The sequence below is a fragment of the Salmonella sp. FC25216 genome (assembly GCF_057751355.1).
In genome coordinates this window covers 617,570-635,818 of record NZ_JBDGON010000001.1, presented here as the reverse complement: position 1 = coordinate 635,818, position 18,249 = coordinate 617,570, and the positions used below count along the sequence as shown (strand labels likewise).

The following is an 18,249-nucleotide window of genomic DNA, read 5'->3' as shown; positions in this document are numbered from 1 at the left end:
CCGCCTCGCAAGGGGCGGATAACGTAATGGAGTGAATATGAGCGTATTACGTTCGTTATTAACTGCCGGGGTGCTGGCGTCAGGCCTGTTCTGGAGCCTGAATGGGATAACTGCCGCCCCCGCCACCGCCCAGCAACCTGAACAACGCTGGACGGTCACCCAGCAGCGTAATCCGGATGCTGCCTGTCTGGACTGTCACAAACCGGAGACCGAAGGTATGCACGGTAAACATACGGGCGTTATCAACCCGAACAACAAATTGCCGGTAACCTGTACCAACTGCCACGGTCAGCCGTCGCTTCACCACCGTGAAGGGGTGAAAGATGTAATGCGTTTTAACGACCCGATGTATACGGTGGAGCAACAGAACAGCGTCTGTATGTCCTGCCATCTGCCTGAACAACTGCAAAAAGCGTTCTGGCCGCACGATGTTCATGTCACTAAAGTGGCCTGCGCCAGTTGCCACTCCCTGCATCCGCAGCAAGATACGATGCAGACGCTAAGTGAGAAAGGGCGGATCAAAATATGCGTGGATTGCCACAGCGATCAGCGTACTAATCCGCACTTTAATCCGGCGTCCGTTCCGTTGCTTAAGGAGCAGCCATGAGTTGCACCCGACGTCAATTTATTACCCGCGTCGGCGCGCTGGCGGCGGTCAGCGGGATGGCAGGACGCGTTGTAGCGAACACGTTGAATATTAACGGCGTGCGTTATGGCATGGTGCATGACGAATCGCTATGCATCGGCTGTACCGCCTGTATGGATGCCTGTCGGGAAGTGAATCAAGTACCGGAGGGCGTATCGCGACTGACCATTATCCGCAGCGAGCCGCTGGGAACGTTTCCGGAGGTGAAGTACCGTTTCTTTCGTCACTCATGCCAGCACTGCGACCATGCGCCCTGCGTTGACGTCTGCCCGACCGGCGCATCATTCCGCGATGCCGCCAGCGGTATTGTCGATGTGAACCCGGACCTTTGCGTCGGCTGCCAGTATTGTATCGCCGCGTGTCCCTACCGCGTGCGCTTTATCCATCCGGTCAGTAAGACGGCGGATAAGTGCGATTTTTGCCGGAAAACCCGGCTAAAAGAGGGCCGGTTGCCTGCCTGCGTCGAATCCTGTCCAACTAAAGCCCTGACCTTCGGCAATCTGGACGATCCTGATAGTGAGATCTCCCGTCTGCTGCGCGAGAAACCGACTTATCGCTACAAGCTGGCGCTGGGGACGAAACCGAAGGTTTATCGCGTTCCCTTTAACTATGGGGAGGTGAGCCAATGACAAACGCGTCTGCATTTCATTTTGACTCGCTGGTCTGGGACTGGCCCATTGCCATCTATTTGTTTCTGATTGGTATTTCCGCCGGGCTGGTCACGCTGGCTATTCTACTGCGCCGCTTCCATCCACAAGCCGGCGGGGCAGACAGTACCTTATTGCGCACTACACTGGTCGTCGGACCCGGGGCGATTATTCTTGGCCTGCTGATTCTGGTCTTCCACCTGACGCGCCCGTGGACCTTCTGGAAACTGATGTTTCACTACAGCTTTACCTCGGTGATGTCGATGGGCGTGATGCTGTTCCAGCTCTATATGGTGGTACTGATACTGTGGTTGGCGAAAATCTTTGAAAAAGAGGTTATTGCCCTCCAACAGCGCTGGCTACCGCGGCTGGGCCTGGTGCAAAGCGTGTTAACCCTGCTGACGCCGCTCCATCGCGCCCTTGAGACCGTGATGCTGGTACTGGCGGTACTGCTCGGCGCGTATACCGGCTTTCTGCTGTCGGCGCTGAAATCCTATCCGTTCCTCAATAACCCGATCCTGCCGGCGTTGTTTCTGTTCTCCGGCATATCCTCCGGCGCGGCGGTAGCGCTGATCGCGATGGCGTTACGCCATAACAGCAATCCGCACAGCACCGAGGCGCGCTTTGTACACCGCATGGAAACCCCGGTGGTGTGGCTGGAAATCTTCCTGTTGGCGGCCTTTTTTATTGGGCTGGCGCTGGGTGATGACGGCAAAATGCGGGCGCTGGCAGCCGCGTTGGGCGGCGGATTCTGGAGCTGGTGGTTCTGGCTTGGCGTCGTAGGACTGGGATTGATTATCCCGATGCTGCTGAAACCGTGGGCAAACCGTAGCGTAACGTTTCACGGCGTGTTGGCCGTTTGCGGTGCCAGTTTGACCGGCGTGCTGCTGCTGCGCTTTTTCATTCTTTATGCGGGACAGCTAACGGTTGCATAATCTGGACATCTTCCTTCCTGAAGCCGGATTTCTGGCGCTGTTGTTGAGTCTCGGGGTCAACGTGTTGACCCCGCTGGCGACGTGGTATGGGATTGGTCAGCATTGGTGTGGCGTCATGCGCCTGACGACCTGCGGCGCGTGGACGGCATTCACGCTGCTGCTACTGGCGTTTGCGATTCTGGTTAGCTGTTTTCTGACCAGCGACTTTTCGGTCGTTTATGTTGCGCAGCATAGCCATAGTCAGTTGTCATGGGGACTTAAACTGGCGGCGGTATGGGGCGGCCATGAAGGCTCGCTCCTGCTGTGGGCGCTGCTTCTTTCGGGGTGGACGGCGCTATTCGCCTGGCGCACCCGGCATGAATTTGACGCGCTTTTTCCACTGACCCTGAGCATCTTGTCCCTCATTATGGCCTCGTTGCTGCTGTTTATCATGCTGTGGTCCGATCCGTTTCTGCGTATTTTTCCTCCCGCCATTGAAGGGCGAGACCTTAATCCCATGCTGCAACATCTGGGGCTGATCTTACATCCGCCGCTGCTCTATCTGGGTTATGGCGGACTGATGACCGCGGCGAGCGTAGCACTGGCCTCGCTACTGTGTGGCGGCTTTAACGCGGCAACCGCCTGGGTTTGCTGGCGCTGGGCGTTACCCGGCTGGTGCGCTCTGACGCTGGGTATCATTCTCGGATCGTGGTGGGCGTATTGCGAACTGGGCTGGGGCGGCTGGTGGTTCTGGGACCCGGTGGAAAATGCCTCTTTGCTGCCGTGGCTTGCCGCCAGCGCGTTGCTGCACAGCCTGTATGTCAGCCGCCAGCGCGGGAGCTTCCGTCACTGGTCGTTGCTGCTGGCGATACTGACGTTGATCCTCTCGCTGCTGGGAACGCTGATTGTGCGTTCCGGCATTCTGATTTCCGTCCATGCTTTTGCGTTAGATAACGTGCACGCGGTGCCGCTGTTTACCCTTTTTGCCGCGTTAAGTCTGGCATCGCTTGGTCTGTACGGCTGGCGGGCGCGGGAGCAGTATCCGGCGACACGTTTGGGCGGCGGATCGCGCGAAACGTTCATTCTGGCGACGCTGCTGCTCTTTAGCGCCGTCTTGTTGATCGTACTGGTCGGGACGCTCTACCCCATGATTTATGGTTTGATGGGCTGGGGAAGGCTTTCGGTGGGCGCGCCCTATTTTAATCGCGTCACGCTGCCGTTTGGCCTGCTGATGCTGGTGGTTATCGTGCTTGCGACGGTAAGCCGCCGGACACGTTCTCTGCATCGTCAGCTTCCGGCGTTGCTGGCGCATACGGGCGTATTTATCTTCGCCGCCGGGATTATGGTTTCCAGCGTCAGTCGACATGAGATCAGCCTTAACCTCAGCCCCGGTCAGCAGGTGGTACTGGCGGGCTATACCTTTCGTTTCGAGCGTCTGGATCTGGCTGCTCACGGAAATTACACCACCGAGAAAGCGCTGATTACCCTTTCGAAAGATGACCAGGTGATTGGCCGCCTTGTGCCGGAACGGCGCTTTTATGTCGCGCGGCGCCAGCAAATGATGGAGCCGGGGATTCACTGGAACCTGCTACATGACTGGTATGCGGTGATGGGCGAGAAAACGGGAGAGGAGCGGTATGCTATGCGTTTTTATGTGCAGACTGGCGTCCGTTGGGTCTGGGGCGGCGGGCTGATGATGATCGTCGGGGCATTGCTGAGCGGCTGGCGAGGGAGGAGACGTGATGTGTAAGTTAATCACAGCGTTGCCGGATGGCGTCGCGGATGCCTTATCCGGCAAAACGCGTTTACTTTTCATCTGTGTCTTGTTTTTCTTCGCTTTCACTGCCCATGCTCAGGTGGTGGACACCTGGCGCTTCGAAAACACGCAACAGCAGGAAAAAGCCCTGCGCGTTGCCAGCCAGCTACGCTGCCCGCAGTGTCAGAATCAAAATTTACTGGAATCCAATGCGTCGGTCGCGGTCAGTATGCGCCATCAGGTCTATACCATGGTGGCGGAAGGTAAAGATGAAGCGGAAATTACCGCCTGGATGACCCGGCGTTACGGCGATTTTGTTCGCTACGATCCGCCGCTGACCGCGCAAACGCTTCTGCTATGGGCGCTGCCGTGTCTACTGTTGTTGCTGGTGGGTATTATTCTCTGGCGAGCCGGCATTTGTCAGCGTACAGAGAAGGAGGAAACATGAGTTTGCCAGCGAACGTCACGACGACATTACGCCCGCTACCCGTAAAGCGTCTGGCGGCTGCGGCGGTGTTGATGGTGGCTGCCTGTATCGGCGGCTATATGTTGACGCCGAAATGGCAGGCTGTGCGTAGCGAGCAACAGCGTCTGGCCGATCCGCTACGTGACTTTACAAACCCGCAAACGCCAGAGGCGCAGCTTTCCATGCTGCAAGAAAAAATCCACGCCAATCCGCAGGATAGCGAGCAATGGGCGCGGCTGGGCGAGTATTATCTCTATCGCAATGCGTATGACAATGCGCTGTTGGCATATCGTCAGGCGTTGCGTCTGCGAGGAGATAACGCGCAGCTTTTCGCCGCGCTGGCAACGGTGCTGTATTACCAGTCCGGGCAACATATGACGCCTGCGACTCGTGAAATGATTAACAAAGCGTTAGCGCTGGATGCGACAGAAGTGACCGCGCAGATGCTGCTGGCGGCGGATGCGTTTATGCAGGCGGATTATGCGCGAGCCGTGTCGCTGTGGCAAACCTTACTGGATGCAAACTCGCCGCGAGTGAACCGCGCGCAACTGGTAGAGGCCATTAATTTGGCAAAATTGTTACAAAATCGGCAGAAATAATTTTTTCTTTTTTGTGATTTGCGCCGTGCGCGCTGTTTAAAAAAACGGCGAATGAATCACGGATAAAAATTAATTACCTCAGTGTATTATTCGTTTTTGTCGAAATAAAAAACTTTCCATAACAAATAGTTATTCATCATTAACGCCATAAACTCGCGTTATTATGCATAAAAGCAGCCAAAAGCCCTGTTATGAAAGGGTTGCGCAAGACGCTATGCAAATGATACTGATTATGCGCGTTAAAAAACTCTACAAACCAACGCAACACAAATCATACCCTTTCAGTATGTATTGCTCTCATGCTTTTGACGGAGAGCAACGCTTCATCGAGGAAGTCTGTTGTTATGAAAAACTTGAAAGTCAGCCTGGCCTGGCAAATTTTGCTGGCTATGGTGCTGGGCATTCTGCTGGGCAGCTATCTGCATTATCACAGTGACAGCCGTGAATGGCTGATTGCCAATCTGTTGTCGCCTGCCGGCGATATCTTTATCCATCTGATTAAAATGATCGTCGTGCCGATCGTGATCTCGACTTTGATTGTCGGCATCGCCGGCGTTGGCGATGCGAAACAGCTAGGCCGTATCGGCGCAAAAACCATTCTCTATTTTGAACTGATCACCACGGTGGCGATTATCCTCGGCATTACGCTGGCGAATGTCTTTCAGCCAGGCTCAGGCATTGATATGTCGCAACTGGCGACCGTCGATATTTCGAAATACCAGAACACCACGGCGGAAGTACAAAGTCATGCGCATGGGCTGATGGGGACGATACTGTCGCTGGTGCCGACCAATATCATCGCATCGATGGCCAAAGGGGATATGCTGCCGATTATCTTTTTCTCGGTCCTGTTTGGGCTGGGGTTATCGTCCCTGCCGGCAACACACCGCGAACCGCTGGTGACGGTATTTCGTTCCATTTCTGAGACCATGTTTAAAGTCACTCATATGGTGATGCGCTATGCGCCAGTGGGCGTTTTTGCGCTGATCGCCGTCACGGTGGCGAATTTTGGTTTCGCGTCGCTGTGGCCGCTGGCGAAACTGGTGCTGCTGGTACACTTTGCCATTATTTTCTTTGCTCTGGTGGTGCTGGGCATCGTGGCGCGCCTGTGCGGGTTAAGTATCTGGATTCTGATTCGCATTCTGAAAGATGAATTGATTCTGGCGTACTCGACCGCCAGCTCTGAGAGCGTGCTGCCGCGCATTATCGAGAAGATGGAGGCTTACGGCGCGCCAGCCTCTATCACCAGCTTCGTGGTGCCGACCGGTTACTCGTTTAACCTCGACGGTTCCACTTTATATCAGAGTATCGCCGCCATTTTTATCGCGCAGCTATATGGTATCGACCTGTCGCTGTGGCAGGAAATTGTACTGGTGCTGACGCTGATGGTGACGTCGAAAGGGATTGCCGGCGTGCCGGGCGTATCCTTCGTGGTGTTACTGGCGACGCTGGGCAGCGTGGGCATTCCGCTGGAAGGGCTGGCGTTTATCGCCGGTGTTGACCGTATCCTCGACATGGCGCGTACTGCGTTAAATGTGGTGGGGAATGCGCTGGCGGTGCTGGTGATTGCCAAGTGGGAGCACAAGTTTGACCGCAAAAAAGCGCTGGCCTACGAGCGCGATGTGCTGGGGAAATTTGATAAGACCGCCCAGTAATGGGTGGTAGAACGCCGGACGGCAGTTCGCCATCCGGCAATAAACATCAACCATTCGTTAGCGTTTCGAATTCTTCGCAACCGGTATCAAACCCTTCCAGACAGCTTAGATTCAACCAGTGCAACGCCTTCTGCTTATTCTTTTCAATAAAGCCCGGTTCACCGTTTAAAAACATCATTCCTGCCCAGTATTCTGAATAGCCGGTACGGGAAATGGCGGAACTACGTTTGAAATACCAGGCAGCTTTTCCATCATCGGCGGCAATGCCCACGCCGTTGGCGTAAATCAGGCCAAGCAACATTTGCGCATCCACCGCGGAGTCGTTATCCAGATCTTCAGAGGCGTTTTGCAGCAGCGAGATGGCTTTTGGGTAATCCGGGCGTCCGGCCTGAGTGTTGACCAGGATCCGCGCCAGCGTAATTTCCCCCGTTTTACTGCCCGCATTTACCGCCTTTTCAGCCAGCTTTTTCGCGTCGGGATAATCCAGGCTTACCGGATTAGTGATTTTGATTTGCGCCAGTAATGCGCAGGCGTCAGCATCGCCATTGTCGGCGGCTTTTTGCGCCCAGTATTCGGCTTTGTTCAAATCGCCATAGCTCAACCAACTGTCGGCCAGAAAATATTGTGCGCGTCTGTCACCTGCCTCTGCTGCCTGCAAATACTGGCTACCTGGCTCAGGATCTGCGGCATGGGCAAAGAATGTCATAAACAACATCAATGCAAGAAGTGGTTTCATTTTGAATTTTATTTAGGGTACGGAAAAGACAGTATAAAGAGATCGTATGGATAAAAAAACAGCCTCTTGGAATGGACTGTCCAACTTTATGGGGTCAGTCCAGAACGAGGCTGTTTTCAATGTTAATGCCAGATGCCACCTATCCGACCTACAGTGAGATGTTCGCCTGTAAGCCTGATAAGGCGTAGCGCCATCAGGCAATTCTCATCACCCCATTGCGCTTTCGCGCAGGCGGGTTTTCAGCTTGTTGTACTCATCAATCACATACTGCTCGGCGGCTCGCTGATCGGCGATCGGCTCAACGCGTACGGCGCAGTATTTGTACTCCGGCGTTTTCGTAATCGGGCTTAGGTTTTCAGTCACCAGCTCGTTACAGGCGCCAATCCACCACTGGTAGGTCATGTAAATCGCCCCTTTGTTCGGGCGATCGCTGACCTGCGCGCGGGTGATGATTTTGCCTTTGCGCGAATGAACCCACACCAGCGCTTCATCTTCAATGCCCAGACGCGCGGCGTCGGCGGTATTGATTTGCGCATAGCCCGGTTCGTCCGCCAGCGCGGCCAGCGCTGCACAGTTACCGGTCATCGAACGGCAGGAGTAGTGGCCGACTTCGCGCACCGTCGACAGTACCATCGGGTACTCTTCGGTGAGTTTATCGATAGGTGCTACCCAGTCGCAGGTGAAGAACTGCGCCAGACCGTTGGGGGTATCGAACTTCTCTTTAAAGAGGTACGAGGTTCCCTGATCGGCATCCGAGGTGTCACGGCATGGCCACTGGATATAACCCAGTTCACCCATTTTCTCGTAAGTGGCCCCGTAGAAATCCGGGCACAGATGACGCAACTCATCCCAGATCTCCTGGGTGTTGTTGTAGTGCATCGGATAGCCCATCCGGGTGGCGATCTCACTGATAATCTGCCAGTCGGTTTTCAGATCCCACTTAGGCTCAACGGCTTTAAAGAAGCGCTGGAAACCACGGTCAGCCGCCGAGAAGACGCCTTCATGCTCGCCCCACGAGGTAGACGGTAAAATCACATCCGCCGCCGACGCGGTTTTGGTCATGAAGATGTCCTGCACGATGACCAGTTCCAGATCTTCAAACGCTTTACGTACCGCAGAGAGCTCCGCATCGGTTTGCAGCGGATCTTCACCCATAATGTACGCCGCGCGTACTTCGCCATGCGCCGCACGGTGCGGCAGCTCGCTGATGCGATAGCCGGTATGCGCAGGCAGACTTTCTACGCCCCAGGCTTTAGCGAATTTCTCACGATTTTCCGGGAACTTAACGTACTGGTAGCCCGGATACGTATCCGGCAACGCGCCCATATCGCACGCGCCCTGAACGTTGTTCTGGCCGCGAACCGGGTTAACGCCCGCGCTTGGTTTGCCGAGGTTGCCGGTCAGCATCGCGAGGCTGGTCAGTGAACGCACGGTTTCCACACCCTGATAGAACTGGGTGACGCCCATACCCCACAAGATCGCCGCGCTTTTCGCGCTGGCATACATCCGCGCCGCCTGACGAATTTCCTGTGCGCTCACGCCAGTAATCTCTTCGACGGACTCCGGCGTATAGCCTTCGACAATCTTACGGTACTCTTCAAAACCTTCGGTACGGCTGGCGACAAACGCTTTGTCGTACAGGTTTTCTTCAATAATGACATGACCCATGGCGTTGAGCAGCGCGATATTCGAGCCGTTTTTCAACGCGATATGCATGTCAGCGATGCGCGCGGTTTCAATTTTGCGCGGATCGCAGACGATAATTTTCGCCCCGTTGCGTTTAGCGTTAATCACGTGATTCGCCACGATAGGGTGGGAATCCGCCGGGTTATACCCGAAGACGAACACTAAATCGGTGTTATCAATTTCGTTAATCGCATTACTCATTGCGCCGTTACCGACCGATTGGTGCAGACCTGCAACCGATGGGCCGTGTCAGACGCGAGCGCAGCAGTCAACGTTATTGGTACCAATAACGGCGCGCGCGAATTTTTGCATTACATAGTTGGTTTCATTTCCGGTACCGCGAGAGGAGCCGGTCGTCTGGATTGCATCCGGACCGTACTTCGCTTTGATGGCGCTCAAACGTTCAGCGACGTAATTGAGTGCTTCATCCCAGGAAACAGATTCCAGTTTGCCGCCACGCTGGCGACGGATCATTGGGGTTTTCAGGCGCGGGGTCAGGATCTGGGTATCATTAATAAAATCCCAGCCGTAGTAGCCCTTCAGACACAGGGTACCCTGGTTGGTTTTCCCCTGCGCCGCCTCAGCCCGGACGATTTTGCCGTTATCGACCACCAGGTTGATTTTGCAACCTGATGCGCAATACGGGCAAACCGTGACGACTTTTTTCATCGGTTTCGCTCCAGTTAATCAAATCGCGCATACGCGCTGTCGCCCTCAGTATGCATGTTTTATGCCACTTTTTTAGTGTGGACTTCCCCTGATATTACGGGCGAATTTTGCTCAAGACCCTGACGAAAAACAGGCTATCGTCAGTTTTGACGTGTCGAAAGAAAATGCCGCATGACATTTATCAGTCCTGCTCGGTTTTTGCGGCCTGATAGCCGCCGCCCGGTGATTTGATAAGCTGGATACTCTGAATAATGCGTAGGGTATCCAACATCAGCAGCGAAACTTGTTCGCTCAACACGGGAAGTCTGGCTTCGGTGGCCTGTAATCGACTTCCCGGCCCCTGTTTTAACGCCGCCTCGGCGGAGGCCTGGGTATAACGCGTGGCGTCTACCCGCTGTGCCTGTATGGCGCGCTGATCATTAAGCGTTTGCAGACGGGTGCCGTTGATCGCCACATCACGCACGGCGTTGAGTACGGACTGGTTATACCGTTCCATCAATATATTGCTGGCGGCCCTGGTGCTTGCCAGGTTGGCATTAAGACGTCCGCCGTCAAAAAGCGGCAGGCGTAAGCCCGGAATAAAGTTGATCTGTTTACTGGTGTTTTTAAACAAATTATCCAGATGGATGGAATCGAGGCCAAAGAAGGCTTTGATATCAAAGCTGGGATAGAACAGGGCGCTGGCGCGTTGATATCAAATTTGTAGTCTTCGGCACGATAGAATGGTTTCCCGCTGGCGGTTTTTAGAATACCCTGATCCAGCAGGGGAGCGATAAACCCGCGCTGCACATCGGCAAAGTCCTGCCGATCGCTGAACGGCAGGTTCTTCGTGTATTATTGATTAACCTGTTGGGTATAGGCGGTAGCATCTTTCGCAGATTCAGCCGCGAAAGCGGTATGAATAAAAAGACCAGATGCGCAGATAACAGCAATAAACATCCTGCTTAAACGGAATAACTTCTCGTTATTCATATAAGTCTCCATTTAACATTTGTGTAGTGAATTTATTTATTCGAAGGGAATTCGGTCTGGTGGTCCCTGCTATCATAAAACCGAATTTATTATTTTTATATTCAATGTGTTTTGGCGGATTAACACCAGCACAGCGCGTATTTATTTTTTAAGATTAAAGCGTGAAAGCAAGAAATCTGTTTTTCAGATTGTGGCGAAATAAGGTATACCCGAGCCCGACAAGCGGGCTTACTCCAGAACGATTTCCATCCCGTCATAGCCAGCTTCAATACCATCAGGCAGCATGTTCGCCATCATCCACGTATCAAATTGATGGCTGATATGAGTAACAATGACCCGCGGGCAACGAATCACCTCCTTAATAGCAATAACTCTGTTTAAGTCGTTGTGGTTACGCGGCGGCGCGGGGAGTGGTTCATGGCTACAGTCGATCACGACTACCTGTAGGGCGTTGTTGAGGAGAAATTTTAGGGTGTTATCGGGTAAGCCAGCGGTATCAGATAACCATGCTACGCGACGGTGTGCCGATTCCAGCAGGTAGCCAAAGGTCAGTTTTGAGTGGTTGAGCGGTAGTGGCGTTACCTGCAATCCCTGTAAATCAAACGTTACAAAAGGCTCAACGGTGTAGCTGAAATCAAGGATGCCAGGGTGCTTAAACAGATCGTCGCACCCCTGCTCATCCGGCGGGCCATAAATCGGGATCGATGCCCCGACACCCCAGCGTAACGGAAACAATCCCTGCACATGATCCATATGATAATGGGTGAGCAAAAACTGCCGGAACGAGCCGGCGGGCCAGCGATCTGTCAGATCGTGGAGACCCGCATCGATCAAGGTGACGGCATCGTTGAATTTGACCACGCCGCTACAGGGGCGACGGCGAAACCGGAGCTGCATTTGCGCCCGACGGCAGGCAGGGCAGTCGCAGCCGTATGCCGGTACGCCCTGCGCGCCGCCGGTGCCTGTCAGCGTAATGATAAAACTCATCAATGCCTCACAGCATTTTGGTGAAGCGGAAGTGGCTCTGCGCATAACCTTCGCGTAGATAGAATCGATGAGCGTCGTGGCGCTTAATGCTGGTGGAAAGCTCCGTCATCTCCGCGCCCGCCCGACGCGTTTCCTCTTCCGCCCAGGCCAACAGTGTGCTCCCCACCTTCAACCCACGCGCCTGCGGCATCACCACCAGCTCCTGAATTTCGCCGATCCAGTTCGCATGATGAAGGTGAAACTGTATATGCAGGCCGATCATGCCAACCACCTCTCCATTGTAAAGCGCTAAATGATATCGAAAATGGGGGTCCTGCAAGTTAGCGGCGAATCCTTCTCTAAGGGCTTGATAATTAATTTCATCTTGCTTCAGCTCACAGATAAGCGCGTAAACGGAATCGATATCCTCTGCCGTTGCGCGACGTAATTCACAGACTGGCATAATGTTCCTCCTTACGTCCCATCAAAATGAGCAGTCTTTCGACAGACTGTAGCAAACTTCCGTCATTATTAACGGTAGGACAGTTAAACGGCGGATAATGCGCCGCTCGCTCCAGACGGGCGGCGATTTCGGCGTCATTTTCTCGCCCGCGCATCTGCAGTCGCTGGCGTAAAATATCGGGTGAAACCGTCAAGCAAACCGGTAATAGAGAAACGCCGTAGCGCGCCTGCGCCTGCGGCAGATGTGCGCGTGAACCGTTGACCACCACGTCAAAACCGGCATGCAGCCAGAGATCGATTTCAATACCGAGACCGTAATAAAAACCGTTAGCATACCAGCTCAGCGCCAGAAGGTTTTGTCCCGCACGAATGAAAAACTCTTTTTCACTCAACGCGATATGGTTTTCATTACCCGCATTGGCCGCCCGAGTAATGTAGCGGTGAGCGATAAGCAACTGTTCATGTTCCTGCTGACGAAGTTCCGCCAGCAAACTGTCTTTACCGGAGCCGGATGGCCCCATTAACCAGATCAGTTTTCCCATCGTTAAAACACCCTTTTCCCCTGACGCCAGACATGATCGATATGGACGTGATCGCCTTTGCGGTGCGCCAGCACCAGATCGGCGCGTTTCCCTTGCGCGACGACGCCGCGATCATCCAGCTTGAGCGCCCGCGCGGGATTGCGTGTTACCAGACAAATGGCCTGCGGCAGGGTAAACGTGTTACTGGCGTCATCCGCGACGCGAAACGCCGCATCCAGCAGGCTGGCGGGGTAATAGTCGGAAGAGAGAATATCCAGCAGCCCCAGTTCAGCCAGCTTATGGGCTGCCACGTTGCCGGAGTGCGAACCGCCGCGCACGATATTCGGCGCGCCCATCAGTACATTCATCCCATGCTGACGTGAGGCTTTTGCGGCTTCAAAGGTGGTGGGAAATTCGGCGATTACGCTGCCCATCAGATGCGATTCGTGCACATGTGCGTAAGTGGCGTCATCGTGGCTTGCCAGGGCGATATGACGTGCCTGACACATCGCGGCGATGGACTGACGATTCGGGGTGGACCATCGTTCGGCCAGCGCGATCTGTTCCGCTTCAAAACGATCCATTTCGTCGTCGGTCAGATGATATTTTCCCTGGTAATACTCGCGATATTTCTCAAGACTGACGTACTGGCGCTGACCTGGCGAGTGATCCATCAGCGACACCAGGGTGACGGCGTCGCGATCGGCTAGCTTTTCAAACAGCGGCAGGGTGGTGTGATGCGGTAGCTCGCAGCGCAGATGTAAACGATGTTCGGCGCGGTTGAGTCCGCGTTTTTGCGTCTCTTCCACGGCATTGATCATCTTCTCCAGGTTTTCCAGACGGTCGCCGCCGTCGCGCACATCACCAATGGCGACAGCGTCCAGCACGGTAGTAATGCCGCTGGCGACCATCAGCGCATCATGGCTGCTCATCGCCGAATGAGCAGGCCAGTCGACCTTAGGACGCGGGGTGAAGAATTTGTCGAGGTTATCGGTATGCAGCTCTATTAACCCCGGCAGCAGCCAGCCGCCTTCGCCATCCAGCGCTGCAGGAAGGCGGCTACGGCTTTCAGCGAAGGCACGGATAACTCCGTCCTGCATTTCCAGCGAACCCTGTACCACATCATCTTCCAGTACCAGTTTTACATTATTGATAATCATGAGGTGATTCCCATCGCATGCAAACGATCCGCCACGCGGTCGCGCACGGCCTGGTCATGAAAAATACCGACGATGGCCGCGCCGCGCGCTTTGGCTTCGGTAATCAGCGTGACCACAGCGGCACTGTTGTTGGCGTCCAGCGAGGCGGTAGGTTCATCCAGCAACAAAATCGGATAATCGACGATAAATCCGCGCGCGATGTTCACGCGCTGCTGTTCGCCGCCGGAAAAGGTGGAAGGGGCTAGATGCCATAGCGGTTCCGGCACATTCAGACGGGTGAGCAGCCGGGCGGCTTTGGCGGCGCAAACGTCACGCGGGACGCCCAGTTCCAGCAGCGGCTGCATGACGACATCCAGCGCGGAGATGCGCGGAATGACGCGTAAAAACTGGCTTACCCAGCCGATGGTCGAGCGACGGACTTCCAGCACCTTACGCGTCGGCGCCTGCACCAGATCTACCCACTCATTGCCGTGACGAATCCGGATATGCCCCTCATCGGGCAGATAATTGGCGTACAGCGAGCGCAGTAGCGTCGATTTACCGCTGCCGGAGTGACCGTGGAGCACCACGCATTCGCCGCTTTTCACTGCCAGAGTGGCGTTTTTCAGTACCGGCAGACGCACGCCGTTTTGCTGGTGGAGCACGAAGGTTTTACTGACGTTTTCAACGTGAATCATGTTGGCCTCTTAATTTTGCAATACCGACGACACCAGCAACTGGGTATACGGGTGATGCGGATCGTCGAGTACCCGGTCGGTTAACCCACTTTCCACCACTTGTCCCTGTTTCATCACCAGCAGACGATCCGCCAGCAGGCGGGCGACCCCTAAATCATGGGTGACAATTACCACCGCCAGATCCAGCTCCACCACCAGACCGCGCAGCAGATCGAGCAGACGCGCCTGTACGGAGACGTCCAGCCCGCCGGTGGGCTCGTCCATAAATACCAGTCTGGGGTGGGTGACCAGGTTACGGGCAATCTGCAAACGTTGCTGCATCCCGCCGGAAAAGGTGGTGGGTAGGTCGTCGATGCGCGAGGCGGGAATTTCAACCTCCTCCAGCCAGCGCCGGGCGGTAGCGCGGATTTCTCCGTAGTGACGCGCACCTGTCGCCATCAGACGCTCGCCGATATTGCCGCCCGCTGAAACCTGACGGCGCAGACCGTCCAGCGGATGCTGATGCACCACGCCCCATTCGGTACGCAACAGACGGCGGCGATCGGCTTCACTCATGCCATACAGCGAACGGTTCTGATACTGAACCTCACCGGACTGCGGTATCAGACGTGAAGAGATCGATTTCAGCAGAGTGGTTTTGCCGGAGCCGGACTCCCCGACGATACCCAACACTTCGCCAGGCCACAGATCAAAAGAGACATTGTTGAAGCCTTTGCCCGGCGCGTAGAGATGCGTCAGGTTATTGACCGAAAGCAGCGGTTGCGTCATGGGTTGAGAGCCTCGCTCTGTTGGCGGCAGTAATCGGTGTCGGAGCAGACAAACATCCGTTTGCCGCTATCATCCAGCACCACTTCGTCGAGATAGCTGTGCGTCGAGCCGCAGATAGCGCAGGGTTCGTCCCAGCTCTGTACGCGGAACGGATGGTCGTCGAAATCGAGACTTTCCACCCGTGTATACGGCGGTACGGCATAGATGCGTTTTTCCCGTCCCGCGCCGAACAGTTGCAGCGCGGGCATCCTGTCCATCTTAGGGTTATCGAATTTCGGGATGGGCGATGGGTCCATGACGTAGCGCCCGTTCACCTTCACCGGATAGGCGTAGGTAGTGGCGATATGGCCGAAGCGGGCGATATCTTCATACAACTTCACCTGCATCACGCCGTACTCTTCCAGCGCGTGCATGGTGCGGGTCTCCGTTTCGCGTGGTTCGATAAAGCGCAACGGTTCCGGGATTGGTACCTGATAGATAAGGATCTGATCTTCCACCAGCGGTGTTTCCGGGATTCGATGACGGGTCTGGATCAGCGTCGCGTCTTCGGTGCGCTCCGTCGTAGCTACGCCCGTGACGCGCTTGAAGAAGTTGCGGATAGACACCGCGTTGGTGGTGTCGTCCGCCCCCTGGTCGATCACTTTCAGCACGTCCGCTTCGCCAATCACACTGGCGGTTAGCTGAATACCCCCAGTACCCCAGCCGTAAGGCATCGGCATTTCGCGGCCGCCAAACGGCACCTGATAGCCGGGAATCGCCACCGCTTTTAAAATCGCGCGGCGGATCATGCGTTTAGTCTGCTCGTCCAGATAGGCAAAGTTGTAGCCAGAGAGATTAGTGGTCACGGACGGCCTCCTGTTGCAGGCGTTTGAGCAGTTCCAGCTCGGCCTGGAAATCGACGTAATGGGGGAGCTTGAGATGCGAAACAAAACCCGCCGCCTCGACGTTATCCGCATGCGCCAGTACGAACTCTTCGTCCTGCGCCGGGCCTGTGACCGCTTCATCGTAGTCGGGCGCCTGTAGGGCTCTGTCCATCAGCGCCATTGCCATTGCTTTACGTTCGCTCATGCCGAAGACCAGTCCGTAGCCGCGGGTAAAATGCGGCGTGTCGTTTTCCGGCGCGACAAAGCCGTTCACCATTTCGCATTCTGTCATCAGCAGTTCGCCGACGTTTACTGCAAATCCCAGCTCTTCTGCTACCGTTTCCAGCGCCACATAACCGCTGCGGATCTCCGCCGCGAACGGGTGGTTGCGCCCGTAGCCGCGCTGGGTGGAGTAGGCCAGCGCCAGTAGGTAACCTTCGTCGCCGCGCATGAACTGTTGCAGACGCGAGGCGCGGGAACAGGGGTAAACCGGCGGCGTGCGGGTGATATCATCCGGCTCTGCGCCGTTATCTTCTTCGCGCTTCGCCAGGTTCTGATTCGCCAGCAGTGAAAAGACATGCGGAGCGGCTTCTGACGCGTTATCGGCGGTGCGTAGCGGCGGCGTTTCACCCTTCGCCAGTAACGTAAAATCCAACAGACGATGGGTGTAATCATACGTTGGGCCTAATAACTGCCCGCCAGGAATATCTTTGTAGACCGCGGAGATGCGGCGTTCCAGGCGCATGTTTGCGGTATTCATCGGCTCGCTCACCGCCAGCTTCGCCAGAGTGGTGCGATAAGCGCGCAGCAGAAAAATAGCCTCAACGTTATCGCCGCTGGCCTGTTTCAGCGCCAGCGCCGCCAGCTCGCGGTCAGCAATGCCGCCTTCGGTCATCACGCGATCTACGGCGAGGCCCATCTGCTGCTCGATTTGCGCCACGCTGAGTTCGGCGATGGCGCTGTCGCCCCGGCGGCGGTTCTCCTGTAACGCGTGGGCGTTGGCTATCGCTTTTTCGCCCCCTTTGACAGCGACGTACATCAGCACACCTCCACATGGGTGGTTCGCGGGATGGCCAGCAGCCGTTCGCCGCAGGTAAGGAGTAAATCGACTCCCAGCGGGAAGGGATGCGGACGCTCGGTCAGTTCGTGAAGCAGGCAGTCCGGCAACTGCGGGGCAATCATCCGCTCTTCGGCGATCCCCGCGCCGGTCAGGCGCAACATCCGGCCACCGCTCAGAGCGGAAAGCTGGACAATCAGCGTGGCGCTGGTTTCCGGCGCGACGGCGGAACCGGCGGAAAGCGCGTTAAGCTGCTCGCCGCTGATGCGCGCGTCGGCGACGGCGAAGGTGGCCTGCTGCGGTTGTTCAACCAGCAGCGCGTTGGTGTGGAAGCGCAGGTTCTGGCGGGCGATATCGTTATTAACGGCAGGCGATAGCCAGACCGGGGTGTCGCCGTCAACCAGCGTCAGCAAGACGCTGGTCGTGGCAAGATTTAGCGGCTGCCAGCCATGGTTCAGTTGATGCAAGCCAACAATCACGCCCGGTTCGCTCATCGCTTTCAGCAGGCGACGAAAGCTCTGTTGCGCGTCCTGGACGGGCAGGTTAAAGGCGGTCTGTAGTGCCGTAGATGGTGTCATGCGTTATCCCCGCGTACCAGCGTGAAGAAGTCGACCCGGCTGGCGTTGACTTCGGCAGCACGAGCGCGAATTTGCGCCTCACGCTCCGCCTCCAGTGGGGCAATTAAGGTTTCCATCAGCGTCTGAAAATGAGACGGCTCCTGAAGCAGAGCGTCGATGACGGCACACTGTTCGGCGTGCGGTTTGTTGCGACCCAGCAGATAGCTGTAGCCCAGCGTGCCGCTTTTCAGGCGCACGACTGCCCGCGTCAGAGTGGTGTCGCCAGCAAAGAAGCGGCTGCCGGTGCCGCCCATTCGCGCCTGAATCTGCATCAGTCCGGTTTCCGGGGCGCGAATCAGTTCATAAGTTGGGGTCAGTTTTAACGCCTGCATACGGGCGTTCAGCGCATCGGCATTGCTGTAAGCCAGCGCGCGCATCCAGCGCTGGCGGGTGGGGGTATCGAAGTGCATGG

Annotated in this window: 17 protein-coding genes and 3 pseudogenes; 6 read left to right on the top strand and 14 right to left on the bottom strand. The window is 55.7% G+C overall.

What is annotated here, in order from left to right:
* Window positions 1-37: 37 nt before the first annotated feature.
* The 6 genes and pseudogenes from nrfB to gltP all read left to right on the top strand — a co-directional run bounded on the left by nrfB (window position 38) and on the right by gltP (window position 6,683).
* Window positions 38-607: a cytochrome c nitrite reductase pentaheme subunit gene (gene nrfB, locus AC3G3F_RS02995; RefSeq protein ID WP_023249494.1), complete on the top strand. Its 570-nt coding sequence runs from the start codon at window positions 38-40 to the stop codon at window positions 605-607.
* Entirely contained in the window at window positions 604-1,275 is a 672-nt protein-coding gene (gene nrfC / locus AC3G3F_RS02990; protein WP_023249495.1) for a cytochrome c nitrite reductase Fe-S protein, read from the top strand. The genes nrfB and nrfC overlap by 4 nt, the downstream gene beginning before the upstream one ends.
* Window positions 1,272-2,228: a cytochrome c nitrite reductase subunit NrfD gene (gene nrfD / locus AC3G3F_RS02985; protein WP_023249496.1), complete on the top strand. Its 957-nt coding sequence runs from the start codon at window positions 1,272-1,274 to the stop codon at window positions 2,226-2,228. The genes nrfC and nrfD overlap by 4 nt, the downstream gene beginning before the upstream one ends.
* Window positions 2,221-4,411: pseudogene (nrfF, locus tag AC3G3F_RS02980) on the top strand (heme lyase NrfEFG subunit NrfF). The gene nrfD and the pseudogene nrfF overlap by 8 nt, the downstream one beginning before the upstream one ends.
* Window positions 4,408-5,028 carry a heme lyase NrfEFG subunit NrfG gene (gene nrfG / locus AC3G3F_RS02975; RefSeq protein WP_488394410.1) on the top strand — a complete coding sequence of 207 codons (621 nt, stop codon included), beginning with the start codon at window positions 4,408-4,410 and terminating at the stop codon, window positions 5,026-5,028. Before nrfF ends, nrfG begins: the two are co-directional and overlap by 4 nt.
* A gap of 344 nt (window positions 5,029-5,372) precedes the next feature.
* A complete protein-coding gene (gene gltP, locus AC3G3F_RS02970; RefSeq protein ID WP_000793278.1) occupies window positions 5,373-6,683 on the top strand; it encodes a glutamate/aspartate:proton symporter GltP in 1,311 nt (436 codons plus the stop codon).
* Window positions 6,684-6,729: 46 nt separating this feature from the next.
* Here the strand turns inward: gltP and yjcO are convergent, their stop codons facing one another.
* From yjcO to phnG, 14 genes and pseudogenes are all read right to left on the bottom strand, one after another.
* Window positions 6,730-7,419: a Sel1 family TPR-like repeat protein YjcO gene (gene yjcO / locus AC3G3F_RS02965; protein WP_079796621.1), complete on the bottom strand. Its 690-nt coding sequence runs from the start codon at window positions 7,417-7,419 to the stop codon at window positions 6,730-6,732.
* A gap of 207 nt (window positions 7,420-7,626) precedes the next feature.
* A complete protein-coding gene (gene fdhF, locus AC3G3F_RS02960) occupies window positions 7,627-9,774 on the bottom strand; it encodes a formate dehydrogenase subunit alpha (RefSeq protein WP_077910253.1) in 2,148 nt (715 codons plus the stop codon).
* Window positions 9,775-9,955: 181 nt separating this feature from the next.
* A pseudogene (locus AC3G3F_RS02955) lies at window positions 9,956-10,459 on the bottom strand (TolC family protein); the annotation flags it as partial.
* Window positions 10,393-10,746: pseudogene (locus AC3G3F_RS02950) on the bottom strand (MBL fold metallo-hydrolase); the annotation flags it as partial. The pseudogenes AC3G3F_RS02950 and AC3G3F_RS02955, both read right to left, overlap by 67 nt.
* A gap of 228 nt (window positions 10,747-10,974) precedes the next feature.
* The gene (phnP, locus tag AC3G3F_RS02945) at window positions 10,975-11,733 is read right to left on the bottom strand and encodes a phosphonate metabolism protein PhnP (protein ID WP_088734559.1); all 759 of its coding nucleotides are present in this window, start codon (window positions 11,731-11,733) and stop codon (window positions 10,975-10,977) included.
* Between the two features lie 7 nt (window positions 11,734-11,740).
* Window positions 11,741-12,175, bottom strand: a complete 435-nt coding sequence (phnO, locus tag AC3G3F_RS02940; RefSeq protein WP_070804289.1) for an aminoalkylphosphonate N-acetyltransferase — start codon at window positions 12,173-12,175, stop codon at window positions 11,741-11,743.
* The gene (gene phnN, locus AC3G3F_RS02935) at window positions 12,162-12,716 is read right to left on the bottom strand and encodes a ribose 1,5-bisphosphokinase (RefSeq protein ID WP_053509212.1); all 555 of its coding nucleotides are present in this window, start codon (window positions 12,714-12,716) and stop codon (window positions 12,162-12,164) included. Before phnN ends, phnO begins: the two co-directional genes overlap by 14 nt.
* Before the next feature lie 2 nt (window positions 12,717-12,718).
* Window positions 12,719-13,855, bottom strand: a complete 1,137-nt coding sequence (gene phnM, locus AC3G3F_RS02930) for an alpha-D-ribose 1-methylphosphonate 5-triphosphate diphosphatase (protein WP_023249506.1) — start codon at window positions 13,853-13,855, stop codon at window positions 12,719-12,721.
* Window positions 13,852-14,532 (bottom strand): phosphonate C-P lyase system protein PhnL, encoded by a 681-nt coding sequence (gene phnL, locus AC3G3F_RS02925; RefSeq protein WP_023249507.1) that lies wholly within the window; start codon window positions 14,530-14,532, stop codon window positions 13,852-13,854. The genes phnM and phnL overlap by 4 nt, the downstream gene beginning before the upstream one ends.
* Window positions 14,533-14,541: 9 nt before the next feature.
* Window positions 14,542-15,300 (bottom strand): phosphonate C-P lyase system protein PhnK, encoded by a 759-nt coding sequence (gene phnK / locus AC3G3F_RS02920; RefSeq protein WP_023249508.1) that lies wholly within the window; start codon window positions 15,298-15,300, stop codon window positions 14,542-14,544.
* Window positions 15,297-16,088 (bottom strand): alpha-D-ribose 1-methylphosphonate 5-phosphate C-P-lyase PhnJ, encoded by a 792-nt coding sequence (phnJ, locus tag AC3G3F_RS02915; RefSeq protein WP_053509252.1) that lies wholly within the window; start codon window positions 16,086-16,088, stop codon window positions 15,297-15,299. The genes phnK and phnJ overlap by 4 nt, the downstream gene beginning before the upstream one ends.
* 46 nt (window positions 16,089-16,134) lie before the next feature.
* The gene (locus AC3G3F_RS02910; protein WP_488394406.1) at window positions 16,135-17,202 is read right to left on the bottom strand and encodes a carbon-phosphorus lyase complex subunit; all 1,068 of its coding nucleotides are present in this window, start codon (window positions 17,200-17,202) and stop codon (window positions 16,135-16,137) included.
* Window positions 17,202-17,798 carry a phosphonate C-P lyase system protein PhnH gene (gene phnH, locus AC3G3F_RS02905; protein WP_023249511.1) on the bottom strand — a complete coding sequence of 199 codons (597 nt, stop codon included), beginning with the start codon at window positions 17,796-17,798 and terminating at the stop codon, window positions 17,202-17,204. Before phnH ends, AC3G3F_RS02910 begins: the two co-directional genes overlap by 1 nt.
* Entirely contained in the window at window positions 17,795-18,247 is a 453-nt protein-coding gene (gene phnG / locus AC3G3F_RS02900) for a phosphonate C-P lyase system protein PhnG (RefSeq protein ID WP_053529147.1), read from the bottom strand. The genes phnH and phnG overlap by 4 nt, the downstream gene beginning before the upstream one ends.
* Window positions 18,248-18,249: the final 2 nt, after the last annotated feature.